General features: G+C 72.0%; 10 protein-coding genes. 5 read left to right on the top strand and 5 right to left on the bottom strand.

Annotated features, from left to right (window positions below):
* Positions 1 to 3: 3 nt before the first annotated feature.
* Positions 4 to 1518, bottom strand: a complete 1515-nt coding sequence (locus ACZ4IF_RS00285; RefSeq protein ID WP_467559901.1) for an ADP-ribosylglycohydrolase family protein — start codon at positions 1516 to 1518, stop codon at positions 4 to 6.
* Between the two features lie 260 nt (positions 1519 to 1778).
* Positions 1779 to 3026 (bottom strand): ADP-ribosylglycohydrolase family protein, encoded by a 1248-nt coding sequence (locus ACZ4IF_RS00280; RefSeq protein ID WP_467558186.1) that lies wholly within the window; start codon positions 3024 to 3026, stop codon positions 1779 to 1781.
* 274 nt (positions 3027 to 3300) lie between these two features.
* On the opposite strand from ACZ4IF_RS00280, the gene ACZ4IF_RS00275 reads away from it, so the two are divergent.
* The 3 genes from ACZ4IF_RS00275 (at position 3301) to ACZ4IF_RS00265 (ending at position 10447) form a co-directional block, all read left to right on the top strand.
* Complete coding sequence (locus ACZ4IF_RS00275) at positions 3301 to 4032, top strand: VIT1/CCC1 transporter family protein (RefSeq protein ID WP_359491197.1); 732 nt, start codon at positions 3301 to 3303, stop codon at positions 4030 to 4032.
* Positions 4033 to 4401: 369 nt separating this feature from the next.
* Complete coding sequence (gene gltB / locus ACZ4IF_RS00270; protein ID WP_467558184.1) at positions 4402 to 8994, top strand: glutamate synthase large subunit; 4593 nt, start codon at positions 4402 to 4404, stop codon at positions 8992 to 8994.
* Positions 8987 to 10447 carry a glutamate synthase subunit beta gene (locus ACZ4IF_RS00265; RefSeq protein WP_467558182.1) on the top strand — a complete coding sequence of 487 codons (1461 nt, stop codon included), beginning with the start codon at positions 8987 to 8989 and terminating at the stop codon, positions 10445 to 10447. Before gltB ends, ACZ4IF_RS00265 begins: the two co-directional genes overlap by 8 nt.
* A gap of 193 nt (positions 10448 to 10640) precedes the next feature.
* Here the strand turns inward: ACZ4IF_RS00265 and ACZ4IF_RS00260 are convergent, their stop codons facing one another.
* From ACZ4IF_RS00260 to ACZ4IF_RS00250, 3 genes are all read right to left on the bottom strand, one after another.
* Complete coding sequence (locus ACZ4IF_RS00260; RefSeq protein ID WP_467558180.1) at positions 10641 to 11255, bottom strand: dihydrofolate reductase family protein; 615 nt, start codon at positions 11253 to 11255, stop codon at positions 10641 to 10643.
* Positions 11256 to 11332: 77 nt separating this feature from the next.
* Positions 11333 to 12232: a chitosanase gene (locus tag ACZ4IF_RS00255; protein ID WP_467558178.1), complete on the bottom strand. Its 900-nt coding sequence runs from the start codon at positions 12230 to 12232 to the stop codon at positions 11333 to 11335.
* Positions 12233 to 12327: 95 nt separating this feature from the next.
* Complete coding sequence (locus ACZ4IF_RS00250; protein WP_467558176.1) at positions 12328 to 13248, bottom strand: rhomboid family intramembrane serine protease; 921 nt, start codon at positions 13246 to 13248, stop codon at positions 12328 to 12330.
* Positions 13249 to 13422: 174 nt separating this feature from the next.
* Between ACZ4IF_RS00250 and ACZ4IF_RS00245 the strand changes: the two genes are divergently transcribed.
* Both ACZ4IF_RS00245 and ACZ4IF_RS00240 read left to right on the top strand, forming a co-directional pair.
* Entirely contained in the window at positions 13423 to 14142 is a 720-nt protein-coding gene (locus ACZ4IF_RS00245) for a vWA domain-containing protein (protein ID WP_467558174.1), read from the top strand.
* Positions 14139 to 14699, top strand: coding sequence for a HutD/Ves family protein (locus ACZ4IF_RS00240; RefSeq protein WP_467558172.1), 561 nt, complete (start codon positions 14139 to 14141; stop codon positions 14697 to 14699). Before ACZ4IF_RS00245 ends, ACZ4IF_RS00240 begins: the two co-directional genes overlap by 4 nt.
* Positions 14700 to 14797: the final 98 nt, after the last annotated feature.

Here is a 14797-nt window from a genome sequence, read left to right as displayed (position 1 = left end):
GAATCATCCCTCTGGGTGGGCCAGTTCCGTCGCTTCGAGCAGATCGGCGAGTCCGATGAGGTCCGTCCCGGTCAGCCGGGGCAGCGCACAGCCGGAAAGCGTGCGGCAGGCGTCGCGCCAGGCGGCGGGGATCGCCGCACCCCCGCCGAGGGCGCCGGTCAGCGCGCCCGCGAGCGCCGGGGCGGAGTCGGCGACCCGGGACAGACAGGCGGCGGCCGGTACCGCCTCGGCGATCCGGCCGCGCGCGGCGGTGGCCAGGGCGAGGGCCACCGGGACGGTCTCGGCGGCGGCGATGCCGTAGCTGTACACGTGATCCACGATCTGGTGTTCCAGCAGCGGGACCAGGGCGAACGTGCCCTCGGTGGCACGCGCGAGGGTGAGCGCGTGCCGGGCGTTGCGGCCGATCTCCGTCGACTCGGGGAGTTCCGCGAGCGCAGCGTCCGCGCAGGCGTCGACGTCGGCCCCGGCGAGGGCCAGCGCCAGTGCCGCCGCCATCGCCCGGGCGCCGTGCACACCGTCGCCGTCCTGGGTGTAGCGGGCATCGAACTCCGCGAGTTCGGCGGCGAGTCGGGGGTCGCCCGGGTGGGCCACGGCCAGCACGCAGGCCCGGACGCAGGCCGCGTCGTCGAAGTAGTGCGGATTGTCGTGGCCGGTGGCCGGCGGGCGCAGTCCGGTGGCGAGGTTGCCGAGCCCGGCCCGCACGGAGATCCGGGCGCGCAGCGGGAGCAGTGCGGACTCGACCTCCGGGGCGCGTTCCGCGGCGGCGGCGACCTCGCTGGCGATCGCGTTCCACGACAGGTCGATGGACGCCCGCATCCGCCGCTCCCGGCTCAGGTCGCCGAGCGCGGCGCCCTCTCCGGCGCGCAACACGGCCTCCGCCGCGAACGCCGCCCACTCCGCGTCGTCCGACGGGCCGAGCCTGAGCGGCTCCGGCGGCTGGTTGAGCGCGATCGGCACGGGCAGCGTCGTGGTCGCGTTCTGCTCCGCGAACGTGTCCAGCTCCCGGGTCAGCCGCCGCGTCCACTCGGGCATCCGCGCGGCCCTGTGCCGGGCCGCGGGCCATCCCGCCGCGTCCCCCGCGGCGAGCCCGAGGAGCAGCCCCTCGATGCGCCGGACGCGCGGCCGCCGGGCCAGGCCCGCACGGACCTCGCGGCCGGGCTCCGCAGCGGGGTCTTCCACGACGACGATCCGTACCGGGCCGTCGGAGCGCCCGGGAACGGCCTGGTGGGCGGCGGGTTCGGGGGTGGTCTCCCGGGCGGCGAAGGGTGCGGTGGCGATCTCCGGCGCGGGGAGAGGCGCAGGGCCGGTCTCCGCGACGTCCGGCAGTGCGGGAGCGGTCTCCGGGACGACAACGGGTGCCGTGGTGACCTCCGGGACGGTGCCTGGTGCTGTGGTGATCTGCGGGACGGCGAGGGGTGGCGGGGTGGTGTCCGGGGCGGCCGGTGGGGCGGGCGTGGGTTCTGGGGCTGCGGCGGGTGCCGGAGTGTTGTCCGGGACGGTGCCTGGTGCTGTGGTGATCTGCGGGACGGCGAGGGGTGCCGGGGTGGTGTCCGGGGCGGCCGGTGGGGCGGGCGTGGCTTCCGCGGCGGTGGCGGGCGCCGGCGTGGCTCCCGTTGCGGCCGCCGCTGGGGGTGCGGCCTCCGGGGTGGAGGCAGGCGCGGGCGTGGGCTCCGGGGCGGTGGGAGACGAGCCCGCGGGAGGTGCGGGCGTGGGCTCCGGGGCGGACGCCGCGCCCTCGCCCGCGCGTTCCGCGGGCTCGTCTCCGACCAGGCCGGGCCTCACGGGCGCACCTCCTCGTCCTCGGCGGCCGGCACGTAGGCGTCGGCGTACGCGTCGGCGCCGGGGGGCGGGCACGGGTGCGGGCCCGCGGGCGGACGTCCGCCGGAGGAGGCGGGCAGGCGCCTGCCCGCGGTGGTCAGCGGGCGCCGGCCGGAGAGCGGCGGCAGGTACGCCCCCGGTTCCAGCGGAGGCCACTCGCCCCGGGCACCGGCCTCGCCCCGTGGACGCCCCTGGGGGCCCCACTTGCCCGCGTCCTCCGGCGTCAGCAGCTCCGCCACGTCCAGGACGTGGTGGCCCTTCATGGAGGGCAGGCAACTGCCCCGGGCCGGGCCGATCGCCGCGGCCCAGGCGGCCGGGATCGCCGAGACGCCGTGGGTCGCGCCGGCCAGGGCACCGGCCACCGCGGCCGTGGTGTCGGCGTCGCGGCCCATGTTGACGGCCGTGAGCACGGACTCCTCGAAGGCGCCGTCGGCGGCGGCGTACGCGCCGAAGGCGAGGGCCACCGCCTCCGGTGCCAGGTCGGTCCAGGGGTAGCCGCCGATGACGACCGCCGAGCGGACCGCCCGCTCGCCCCGGTGGGCGACCGCGACCGCCCGGCGCAGCGAGCGGGCCGTCCAGGAGTCGTCCGGGATCACCGCCAGCGCGGAGGCGACGACCGCGATGGTGTGGGCACCCGCCATGGCCGCGGCGACACCCGCCGCGACCGCCTGGCCGCCGTAGATGCCCTCGCCGTCGTGGCTCACCGAACCGTCGACGGCCACGAGCCGTGCGGCCTCCGCCGGGCGGCCGGCCGCGAAGACCCCGAAGGGCGCCGCCCGCATCGCCAGCCCGTCGCTCCAGGCGTGCCGGTGCTGGGCCGAGATCGGCGCCGCCAGCCCCCGGCGCAGGTTCTCCAGCGTGCCGCGTTCGCTGAATCCGGCGCCCCGGAAAGGGCCCTCGTCGCGGTCGGCGATCCACTGGTGCCAGGCCGCCTCGACATGGGCGACGGTGAGTGCCGAGCCGTGCCGGGCCAGCAGCAGTCCTGAGAAGATCGCGTACTCGGTGTCGTCCGTCCCGGCCGGATGCTCGGTGACGTACCCGGTGATCCGGCCCCATTTCGCGCGGATCTCCGACGGCTTCATGTTCTCGGCGGGCGCGCCCAGCGCGTCCCCGACGGCCAGTCCCAGCAGCGCGCCGCGCGCCCGCTCGCGGAGTTCGGCGGCGTCCCCGGGCGCCGGGACCGACGGAATGCAGGCGATGGAAGCCATACGTGCCTCTCTTCCGAGGACCCCTGCCGGTGCGCGGACTTCGGTGCGCGGAGCCCTTTGCGGATCTGTCCCACATCGGCGGTTGACAAGAGCCTCACGGACCCCGCTGTCACCCGGTCGACATCTGTGCGTCTCACATCTCGGATGAGCGGAAGGAAGTAAAGCCGCAGGTAAGCCCAGCCTTTCCTTGCTGGCGGGCAGGAAATTCCAAGCGTACTTTGAGGGTTGTCGAAAAGTGGAAACAGTCCAATCAAGCATCATGGGGGACCCCGGCATGGCCATCATCGAGACCGAAGCGACCCTGCACGAGGCGCACCGCGACAACCACACGCACCGCGATGTCAACGGCGGCTGGCTGCGCCCTGCCGTGTTCGGCGCGATGGACGGGCTCGTCTCGAACCTCGCCCTCATGACCGGTGTCGCCGGCGGTGCCGTCTCCCACCGGACGATCGTGATCACGGGACTCGCGGGGCTCGCCGCGGGCGCCTTCTCGATGGCGGCCGGCGAGTACACCTCCGTCGCCTCGCAGCGCGAACTCGTCGAGGCGGAACTCGACGTGGAGAGAAGGGAGCTGCGCAAGCACCCCAAGGACGAGGAGCGCGAGCTCGCCGACCTGTACGAGGCGCGTGGCGTCGAGCCGGAGCTGGCGCGCGAGGTCGCCCGGCAGCTCTCCCGCGACCCCGAGCAGGCCCTGGAGATCCACGCGCGCGAGGAGCTGGGCATAGACCCGGGCGACCTGCCCTCGCCCTCCGTCGCCGCCGTGTCGAGCTTCGGTTCCTTCGCCCTCGGCGCCCTGCTCCCCGTCCTGCCGTATCTGCTCGGCGCGACGGCCCTGTGGCCGGCCCTCGTGCTCGCGCTCATCGGCCTTTTCGCGTGCGGTGCCGTCGTGGCCAAGGTGACCGCCCGGTCCTGGTGGTTCAGCGGACTGCGGCAGCTCGCTCTCGGTGGCGCGGCGGCGGGTGTGACGTACGCCCTGGGCAGTCTGTTCGGTACGGCCGTAGGATGAGTTGCCGAGCACTTATGCAAGGGACTGCATAAGTAGCCGTTACTCGGCGGTTTCGATTCCTTAACCACCGGGCATGAGCCGTAAGCACCGCAGGCAATGACGCCTGCGCCCGCAACCCTCGTGACGAGCGACGATGCCCGCTGCGAACCGGACCGACGGGCACCGATCTGTCCGCTTAGGTCCCCCTTGATTCCACCGTCTGGCGCGGAACCCCGACCGCGACCCCGCGGTGTCCGCATGTTGGAACGGTGTATCCGGTTTTCGAGAACCACTCCATCATGTAACCTGCGTGAAATTTTGAACCCCCAGCAGAGGGCCAACGTCGTCCCTCGGCAGATGTCATATGCCACGACGACGACGGGAGAGCCGATGCGTACGCCGCGCCAGCCGTCCCAGCACTCCGCGAATGGCCAGAACTGGTCCTTCATGGATGCTCGCCCTGCTGCGCAGGGTATGTACGACCCCCGCAACGAGCGCGACGCCTGTGGCGTCGGCTTCGTGGCCACCCTCACCGGCGAGGCGAGCCACGCGCTGGTCGAGCAGGCGCTCACGGTGCTGCGCAACCTGGAGCACCGCGGCGCGACCGGCTCCGAGCCCGACTCGGGCGACGGCGCCGGCATCCTCTCCCAGGTGCCCGACGCCTTCTTCCGTGAGGTGGCCGGATTCGAGCTGCCGGAGGCCGGCGCCTACGCCGTCGGCATCGCCTTCCTGCCCGAGGACACCGCGGCCGACGCCGTCTCGCAGATCGAGACGATCGCGGGCGACGAGGGACTGAAGGTCCTCGGCTGGCGCGAGGTTCCGGTCGCCCCCGACCTGCTCGGTGCCACCGCTCGCTCCACGATGCCCGCCTTCCGGCAGATCTTCGTGGCCGACGGTGCCAGCACGGGCATCGACCTCGACCGCAAGGCGTTCGTGCTGCGCAAGCGCGCCGAGCGCGAGGCCGGCGTCTACTTCCCGTCGCTGTCCGCGCGGACCATCGTCTACAAGGGCATGCTGACCACCGGCCAGCTGGAGCCCTTCTTCCCGGACCTGTCCGACCGCCGCTTCGCCTCCGCGATCGCGCTCGTGCACTCCCGGTTCTCCACCAACACCTTCCCGAGCTGGCCGCTCGCCCACCCGTACCGCTTCGTCGCGCACAACGGCGAGATCAACACGGTCAAGGGCAACCGCAACTGGATGCGTGCCCGCGAGTCCCAGCTCCTCTCCGACCTGTTCGGCGACAAGGGCCTGGAGCGGATCTTCCCCGTCTGCACTCCGGACGCGTCCGACTCGGCCTCCTTCGACGAGGTGCTCGAACTCCTGCACCTCGGCGGCCGTTCCCTCCCGCACTCCGTGCTGATGATGATTCCGGAGGCGTGGGAGAACCACGACTCCATGGACCCGGCCCGCCGCGCCTTCTACCAGTTCCACTCCACGATGATGGAGCCGTGGGACGGCCCGGCCTGTGTCACCTTCACCGACGGCACCCAGGTAGGCGCGGTCCTCGACCGCAACGGCCTGCGCCCGGGCCGCTACTGGGTCACCGACGAGGGCCTCGTCGTCCTCGGCTCCGAGGTCGGTGTCCTCGACATCGACCCCGCCAAGGTCGTCCGCAAGGGCCGCCTCCAGCCCGGCCGGATGTTCCTCGTCGACACCGCCGAGCACCGCATCATCGAGGACGACGAGATCAAGGCCGATCTCGCCGCCGAGAACCCGTACGCGGAGTGGCTGGAAGCCGGCGAGATCGAGCTCTCCGACCTGCCCGAGCGCGAGCACATCGTGCACACCCACGCCTCGGTCACCCGCCGCCAGCAGACCTTCGGCTACACCGAGGAAGAGCTCCGCGTCATCCTCGCGCCCATGGCCAAGGCCGCCGCCGAGCCGATCGGCTCGATGGGCACGGACTCGCCGATCGCCGCCCTCTCGCAGCGTCCGCGTCTGCTCTTCGACTACTTCACCCAGCTGTTCGCGCAGGTCACCAACCCGCCGCTGGACGCGATCCGTGAAGAACTGGTCACCTCCCTGCGCTCCTCGCTGGGCCCGCAGGGCAACCTGCTGGACCCGACGGCCGCCTCCTGCCGCTCGGTCACCCTGCCCTTCCCGGTGATCGACAACGACGAGCTGGCCAAGCTCATCCACATCAACGCCGACGGCGACATGCCCGGCATGAAGGCCGCGACCCTCTCCGGCCTCTACCGGGTCTCCGGCGGCGGCGACGCGCTGGCCGCGCGGATCGAGGAGATCTGCGCCGAGGCCGACGCCGCCATCGAGAACGGCGCCCGGCTGATCGTCCTGTCGGACCGCCACTCGGACGCCGAGCACGCGCCGATCCCGTCGCTGCTGCTCACCGCGGCCGTCCACCACCACCTCATCCGCACCAAGCAGCGCACCCACGTGGGCCTGCTGGTCGAGGCCGGTGACGTCCGCGAGGTCCACCACGTCGCCCTGCTCATCGGCTTCGGCGCCGCGGCGGTCAACCCGTACCTGGCGATGGAGTCCGTGGAGGACCTCGTCCGCGCGGGCACCTTCCTGTCCGGCATCGAGTCCGAGCAGGCCATCCGCAACCTGATCTACGCGCTCGGCAAGGGCGTCCTCAAGGTCATGTCCAAGATGGGCATCTCCACCGTCGCCTCCTACCGCGGCGCCCAGGTCTTCGAGGCCGTCGGCCTGGACGAGGCCTTCGTCGAGAAGTACTTCAACGGCACGGCGACGAAGATCGGCGGCGCCGGTCTCGACGTCATCGCCAAGGAGGTCGCCGCCCGGCACGCCAAGGCCTACCCGGCCTCCGGCATCGCGCCCGCGCACCGCGCCCTCGACATAGGCGGCGAGTACCAGTGGCGCCGCGAGGGCGAGCCGCACCTGTTCGACCCGGAGACGGTCTTCCGCCTCCAGCACGCGACGCGCACCGGCCGCTACGACATCTTCAAGAAGTACACGGACCGGGTGAACGAGCAGTCCGAGCGTCTGATGACGCTGCGCGGCCTGTTCGGCTTCACGTCCGGCCGGCAGCCGATCTCCGTCGACGAGGTCGAGCCCGCCTCCGAGATCGTCAAGCGCTTCTCCACCGGTGCCATGTCGTACGGCTCCATCTCCAAGGAGGCGCACGAGACCCTCGCCATCGCCATGAACCAGCTGGGCGGCAAGTCCAACACCGGTGAGGGCGGCGAGGACCCGGACCGCCTGTACGACCCGGCGCGCCGCTCGTCGATCAAGCAGGTCGCCTCCGGCCGCTTCGGCGTGACCTCCGAGTACCTGGTCAACGCCGACGACATCCAGATCAAGATGGCGCAGGGCGCGAAGCCCGGTGAGGGCGGCCAGCTGCCCGGCCACAAGGTGTACCCCTGGGTCGCCAAGACCCGGCACAGCACCCCGGGCGTGGGCCTCATCTCCCCGCCCCCGCACCACGACATCTACTCCATCGAGGACCTGGCTCAGCTGATCCACGACCTCAAGAACGCCAACCCGCAGGCCCGCATCCACGTGAAGCTGGTCTCCGAGGTCGGCGTCGGCACGGTCGCCGCGGGTGTCTCCAAGGCCCACGCGGACGTCGTCCTGATCTCCGGCCACGACGGCGGTACGGGCGCCTCGCCGCTCACCTCGCTGAAGCACGCCGGTGGCCCCTGGGAGCTCGGCCTCGCCGAGACGCAGCAGACGCTGCTGCTCAACGGCCTGCGCGACCGCATCGTCGTGCAGACCGACGGCCAGCTGAAGACCGGCCGTGACGTCGTCATCGCCGCGCTGCTCGGCGCCGAGGAGTTCGGTTTCGCGACCGCGCCGCTCGTCGTCTCCGGCTGCGTCATGATGCGCGTCTGCCACCTGGACACCTGTCCGGTCGGCATCGCCACCCAGAACCCGGTGCTCCGCGACCGCTTCGCCGGCAAGGCCGAGTACGTGGTGAACTTCTTCCGGTTCATCGCCGAGGAGGTCCGCGAGATCCTCGCCGAGCTGGGCTTCCGCTCCATCGAGGAGGCCGTCGGCCACGCCGAGAACCTCGACGTCACGCGGGCGGTCGACCACTGGAAGGCGCAGGGCCTGGACCTGTCCCCGCTGTTCCACGTGCCCGAGCTGCCCGAGGGCGCGGTGCGTCACCAGACCGTCGCCCAGGACCACGGCCTGGAGAAGGCGCTCGACAACGAGCTGATCAAGCTGGCCGCCGACGCGCTGGCCGCGGACTCCGCGACCGACGCCCAGCCGGTCCGCGCGCAGGTCGCGATCCGCAACATCAACCGCACGGTCGGCACCATGCTCGGCCACGAGGTGACGAAGAAGTTCGGCGGGGCGGGCCTGCCCGACGACACCGTCGACATCACCTTCACGGGATCGGCGGGCCAGTCCTTCGGCGCCTTCCTGCCGCGCGGTGTCACGCTGCGCCTGGAGGGCGACGCCAACGACTACGTCGGCAAGGGCCTCTCCGGCGGCCGGGTGATCGTCCGTCCCGACCGGGGCGCCGACCACCTCGCCGAGTACTCGACGATCGCGGGCAACACCATCGCGTACGGCGCGACGGGCGGTGAGCTCTTCCTGCGCGGCCGCACGGGCGAGCGGTTCTGCGTCCGCAACTCCGGTGCGCTGGTGGTCTCCGAGGGCGTGGGCGACCACGGCTGCGAGTACATGACCGGCGGTCACGCGGTGGTCCTCGGCGAGACGGGCCGCAACTTCGCGGCCGGCATGTCCGGCGGCATCGCGTACGTCATCGACCTCGACCGCGACAACGTCAACGTCGGCAACGTGAACGCCGTCGAGGAACTCGACGACACCGACAAGCAGTGGCTGCACGACGTGGTGCGCCGGCACGCGGAGGAGACCGGCTCCACGGTCGCCGAGAAGCTCCTCGCCGAGTGGTCCGTGTCCGTGGACCGCTTCAGCAAGATCATCCCCAGCACGTACAAGGCAGTGCTCGCCGCCAAGGACGCCGCCGAGCGAGCCGGACTCCCCGAGTCCGAGATCACCGAGAAGATGATGGAGGCGGCGACCAATGGCTGATCCCAAGGGCTTTCTGAACCACGGCCGTGAGGTCGCCCGGTCCCGCCCCGTCGAGGAGCGGGTCCGGGACTGGAACGAGGTCTACGTCCCCGGTTCGCTGCTCCCGATCATCTCCAAGCAGGCGAGCCGCTGCATGGACTGCGGCATCCCGTTCTGCCACAACGGCTGTCCGCTCGGGAACCTGATCCCGGAGTGGAACGACTACGCGTACCGCGAGGACTGGTCCGCCGCGTCCGAGCGCCTGCACGCCACGAACAACTTCCCGGAGTTCACGGGCCGTCTGTGCCCCGCCCCGTGCGAGTCGGCGTGCGTGCTCGGCATCAACCAGCCGGCCGTGACCATCAAGAACGTCGAGGTCTCGATCATCGACAAGGCGTGGGACAGCGGCGACGTCGCGCCCCGCGCCCCCGAGCGGCTGTCCGGCAAGACGGTCGCGGTGATCGGCTCCGGTCCCGCCGGTCTGGCCGCCGCCCAGCAGCTGACCCGGGCCGGCCACACCGTCGCGGTCTACGAGCGCGCCGACCGCGTCGGCGGCCTGCTGCGCTACGGCATCCCCGAGTTCAAGATGGAGAAGCGGCACATCAACCGCCGCATCGAGCAGATGCGCGCGGAGGGCACCCGCTTTCGCACCGGTATCGAGATCGGCCGCGACCTCAAGGCGACGGACCTGCGCAAGCGGTACGACGCCGTGGTCATCGCCGCCGGTGCGACGACCGCCCGCGACCTGCCCGTGCCCGGGCGGGAACTCAACGGCATCCACCAGGCCATGGAGTACCTGCCGCTGGCCAACAAGGTGCAGGAGGGCGACTACGTGGCGCCCCCGATCAGCGCCGAGGGCAAGCACGTCGTCGTGATCGGCGGCGGCGACACGGGCGCGGACTGCGTGGGCACCGCCCACCGCCAGGGCGCGGCCTCGGTCACGCAGCTGGAGATCATGCCGCGGCCGGGCGAGGAGCGGAACGCGGGCCAGCCCTGGCCCACCTTCCCGATGCTCTACAAGGTCACCTCCGCGCACGAGGAGGGCGGCGAGCGGGTCTACTCCGTCTCGACCACCCACTTCGAGGGCGACGAGGACGGCAACGTCCAGTGGCTGCACCTCTCCGAGGTGGAGTTCGTCGACGGCAAGCTGACGCCCAAGCCGGGCACGGAGCGCAAGATCCCCGCCCAGCTGGTGACGCTGGCCATGGGCTTCACCGGCACGGACGTGGAGAACGGCCTGGTCTCCCAGTTCGGCCTGGAGCTCGACGCCCGCGGCAACATCGCCCGCGACGCCGAGTTCGCGACGAACGTCCCCGGCGTGTACGTCGCCGGTGACGCCGGCCGCGGCCAGTCGCTGATCGTCTGGGCGATCGCCGAGGGCCGCTCGGCCGCCCGCGGGGTGGACCGGTTCCTCACGGGCGTCAGCGACCTCCCGGCCCCGATCCGCCCGACGGACCGCTCGCTGATGGTCTGACCCCCCCGAACGGTGACCTGACGGTCACTCATCTGCGTCCCGTACAAAGGCGTACGGAACACAGACGGCGCCTGCCTCACTGTCCCCGACCGGACGAACTGGCAGGCGCCGCCACGTTGTCCGGTGGGGTGTCCCCGGCCGGGGGTCACCCCACCGGTTCCAGAACGCGGCCCCGGGGTCCCGCGCACGACGGTCACTTCACGAAGCGGTACTTCAGGTGGGTGGCGAGGGGCGTGTCGACCACCCTGACCCGTTCCAGGTCCCGCCGTCCGGTGCCCGGTCCGTCGAAGAGCCGCAGCCCGTCGCCGAGCAGCGCGGGCACGACGTGCAGTTGCAGCTCGTCGATGAGCCCTTCCCGCAGGTACTGCCGCACGGTGCTCGCCCCGCCCGCGATGTCGACGTTCTTGTCCCCGGCGGCGGCCCTCGCCCGGTCGAGGGCGCTGTGGATGCCGTCGGTGACGAAGGTGAAGACGGTGCCGCCGTCCTTGACCAGGGTCGGCCGGGGCCGGTGGGTGAGCACGAAGACCGGGGTGCGGAACGGCGGGTTGTCGCCCCAGAACTCCTCGCCGGTGTCGTACATCATCCGGCCCATGACCACCGCGCCGGTGGCGTCGAACCACTCGCGCATCAGCTCGGAGTCGCGGTTCTCCTGCCCGCCGGTCATGCCCTGGCGCTCACGCCAGCTCGCCAGGTTGTGGATCCACTCGAAGAGCGGTTCGGCGCCGTCGCCTCCCGGGTTGTCGAGGGTGACTCCGGTGCCGGCGACGAAGCCGTCCAGGGAGATGGCGAGATCCGCGGTCACGGTCATGACGGGTGCTCCTGAAGTCTGGGGTGTACTGCCTCCACCCTCACGTCGACCGGGAACCCGCGCATTCGACACGCGGCTCAGGGAACCTTGTACGCCTCCCCGTAGACCTTCCACTCCAGCGGCGTCTTCAGGTCCAGGTTCCCGTCGTACAGGAACTGCCGCTGCGCCGTGTCGATACGGGTCGTGTCGCGGTCGGGGTTCTTGGACTTCATGGCCTTGCGGCGGATGTCCAGGAAGATGTCCAGGTACGCCTTCTCGTCGCCGCCCTCCGAGGGCAGGTCGGCCTCGCGCATGGCGCGTTCGCGCAGGCCGTAGAAGCCGTCGGGGCCGGTGCCCGGGCCGTGCAGGACCATGGCGTCGTAGTAGACGAACTGGCCCAGGGTGCCGAGGCCGTCGAGCTTGGCGAGCCGGACGGCGGGGCCGAAGTAGACGCGGTCGCGTTCGGTGACCTGGGCCTCGCGGAAGGCGGGGAGCCGGGCCTCGCGCTTCCAGGCCGCGGTGAAGCCGGGGTCGAGGCCCTCGTGGGAGTCCGTGCCGTCGACCTTGCGCAGCGCGGGGAGATAGCGCGCGAGGCCGTTGTCCGGGTGGGCCTTGGTGTAGCGCTCCACGAGGGTGAGCAGGTCGTGGGTGCCCGTGCAGAAGCCGACGATGCCCGCGGTGTAGCCCTGGCCGTCGCCGATGTCCTCGATGTAGCCGTACGCCTCGCGCCAGTTCAGGGTGGAGTTCTCGGCGCTCGCCACGATCTGCTGGGCGAGTTCCTTCTTCCGCGGGGCGGCGAGGCCGGGCGGCATGTCGGCGATGACCTCGTCGTCGGCGGCCCGCTCGGCCTTGGCCTTGGCCTCCTCGCGGGCCTCGCTCGACGCCGAGGTGCCGCCCTTGCCGTCGGCCGTGGCCGGGTGCTCGGGGGTGGCGAAGTACACCACCGCCGTGACCAGGACGGGGATCGCGCCGAACAGCAGGCAGCCAGCTCTCTTCATGGCGCACAGGTTACGGCGGGGAGGCGCACGGGTGTGCGCCCCCTCCCTCCCAAGGGGGACGGCGGTGCCGCCACCGAGCCGTCGTGGGGCACGCTCTAGGCCATGCCGCTCTTCAGCGACGACACCTTGACCACGGTCAGCACCACGAGGAGCACCAGGAGGCCCGCGCAGGCCGCCGCCTGCGCCGCCGTACGCCGCCGGTCACGGGGTGCGTAGGCGTACGCGGCCGTCACGGCGCCGCCGGCCAGCAGACCGCCGAGGTGCCCCTCCCAGGAAGTGACCGCGGCGGAGACGGCCAGCCAGAGCAGCAGCCCGACCATGAAGCGGTTGACGGCGCGCATGTCCGCGCCGAGCCGGCGGGCCATCACGTAGTACGCGGCACCGAGGCCGAAGATCGCGCCGGACGCGCCGAGCGTGGGGTCCTCCGGGGAGATCAGCAGGACGAGCACCGAGCTGCCCAGCGCCGACAACAGGTACAGCGTGATGTAGCGGGCGCGGCCGAGCTGGGCCTCCACCACGCGGCCGATGTTCCACAGCGAGACCATGTTCATCACGATGTGCAGGATGCCGAACGTGCCCTCGGTGGGCGGCAGATGGAGGAAGGCGCCGGTCAGCAGCCGGTACCACTCGCCGTCGACGAGGCCCTCCGCGTGGTAGCCCGCCGGGTACAGGGCCTGCCACACGTAGTGGCCGCCGTCCGGCCCCACCAGGCCGGCGCCGAGCATCTCGAACCGGTCCGTCACCGAGGAGCGCGCCAGCTGGGCGAGGTAGGCCAGCACATTGAGGCCGATGAGCACGTACGTCACCGCGGGGACCTTCGAGATCCGGCCGCCGAAGGCGGTGCGGGCCTGACGGACGGACCGCGCGCCCTCCTTCACGCATTCCACGCACTGGTGGCCGACGGCCGCCTCGCGCATGCAGTCCGGGCAGATGAAGCGGTCGCACCGGGTGCACCGCACATGGGACTCCACCTTGGGATGGCGATAGCAGGTGGTGACGGCGGACTCGGGCTCCACGGCCGGCTCCTCGGGAGATAGTTCGGGACAAGTCGGGTGTGGGGGCGGTGAGACGGGTGCCGACGGTGCGGCGGCGAACAAAATAGCGAACGCCGATGGGCAGGTGGGACGGCAGGGGGTCGCGGTGCCGTAATCTCGGCGGTCCCGTCCCCCAGCGCGCGATCGGAGATCCGTATGGCCGGAATCAGCCTCACCAAGGTGGAGGAGACCGCGCCGGCCCTGGTCGGTCCGTACAGGAGCGCGGGAGTCTCCCTCACCAAGCACGGGCTGAGCGGGCAGCGGGCCGCCGTGTACCTCGTGGTCGACTACTCGGGGTCGATGAAGCCGTACTACCGGGACGGCAGCGTGCAGGCCCTCGCCGACCGGGTGCTCGGACTCTCCGCGCACCTCGACGACGACGGTTCGGTCCCGGTCGTCTTCTTCTCCACGGACGTCGACGCCGTCACCGACATCGGGCTCGACAACCACCAGGGCCGGGTCGAACGGATCGTGGCCGGGCTCGGGCACATGGGCAAGACCAGTTACCACCTGGCCATGGACGCCGTCATCGACCACTACCTGGACAGCGGTTCGACGGCCCCCGCCCTCGTCGTCTTCCAGACCGACGGCGGCCCGATCAACAAGCTCGCCGCGGAGCGGTACCTGTGCAAGGCGGCGAGACTCCCGCTGTTCTGGCAGTTCATAGGGTTCGGCGACCCGGGCAGCAGGCAGTTCGAATTCCTTCGCAAGCTCGACGAGCTGGCCGTTCCCGAGAAGCGGGTGGTCGACAACGCCGGGTTCTTCCACGCCGGTTCGGATCCGCTGAAGGTGACCGACGAGGAGCTGTACGACCGGATGGTCGGCGAGTTCCCGCAGTGGCTGACCGCCGCGAGGGCGCGGGGGATCGTGCGATGACCGTGCGCCTGCTGCCCGCCGCCGGGCGGGTCGCCGTGCCCTGGAAGAACGGCGGCGGGGTCACCCGGGAGATCGCCGCCGGGCCCGAGGGCGCGGGCATGGACGACTTCGCCTGGCGCGTCAGCCTCGCCGACGTCGGCGCCGACGGGCCCTTCTCGGCGTTCGCGGGGGTGGACCGCATCCTGACCATGGTCGAGGGCGCGGGAATGGACCTCACCGTCGGCGGCGCGCACCGGCGGGTCGACACGCGGTACGTGCCCCAGCGCTTCCCCGGCGACCTGCCCACCGACTGCCGGCTTCTCGCGGGACCGGTCGTGAACCTCAACGTCATGTGGCGTCGGGGTGGCGAGGCGGCCCCGGCCGTCACCGTGGCGCACCCCGGCTCGCCGCCCGCCGGGCCGGCCGGCCCGGCCGCGCTGGTCGTCGTGCTGGACGGGACCGCCGAGGTGGCCGGGCTGACCCTCGGGCGGTACGACGCCGCGCTGCTGACCGGCGAGGTGGCCGTGCCGCGCGTGACGGGCCGCACCGCCGTCGTCGACCTCGCCGGAGTGCGCTGAGCGGACCGACCTCCTCGGCGCGGCCGGCGAGGGGGGTTCGGGAGCGCGTCGGCGGCTCCGGCCGACCGGTGACGCCCCGTTGGCTTCGGCGGGACGGC

The organism is Streptomyces sp. NPDC025784 (assembly GCF_055558435.1).
This window is presented reverse-complemented; position numbering and strand designations above follow the sequence as displayed.

What these genes read in the sequence shown, in the direction of transcription:
- ACZ4IF_RS00260 (WP_467558180.1), bottom strand. Translation starts at nt 11,255, where the DNA reads ATGACCGTGACCGCGGATCTCGCCATCTCCCTGGACGGCTTCGTCGCC.
- ACZ4IF_RS00265 (WP_467558182.1), top strand. Translation starts at nt 8,987, where the DNA reads ATGGCTGATCCCAAGGGCTTTCTGAACCACGGCCGTGAGGTCGCCCGG.
- ACZ4IF_RS00280 (WP_467558186.1), bottom strand. Translation starts at nt 3,026, where the DNA reads ATGGCTTCCATCGCCTGCATTCCGTCGGTCCCGGCGCCCGGGGACGCC.
- ACZ4IF_RS00275 (WP_359491197.1), top strand. Translation starts at nt 3,301, where the DNA reads ATGGCCATCATCGAGACCGAAGCGACCCTGCACGAGGCGCACCGCGAC.
- ACZ4IF_RS00255 (WP_467558178.1), bottom strand. Translation starts at nt 12,232, where the DNA reads ATGAAGAGAGCTGGCTGCCTGCTGTTCGGCGCGATCCCCGTCCTGGTC.
- ACZ4IF_RS00240 (WP_467558172.1), top strand. Translation starts at nt 14,139, where the DNA reads ATGACCGTGCGCCTGCTGCCCGCCGCCGGGCGGGTCGCCGTGCCCTGG.
- gltB (WP_467558184.1), top strand. Translation starts at nt 4,402, where the DNA reads ATGCGTACGCCGCGCCAGCCGTCCCAGCACTCCGCGAATGGCCAGAAC.
- ACZ4IF_RS00245 (WP_467558174.1), top strand. Translation starts at nt 13,423, where the DNA reads ATGGCCGGAATCAGCCTCACCAAGGTGGAGGAGACCGCGCCGGCCCTG.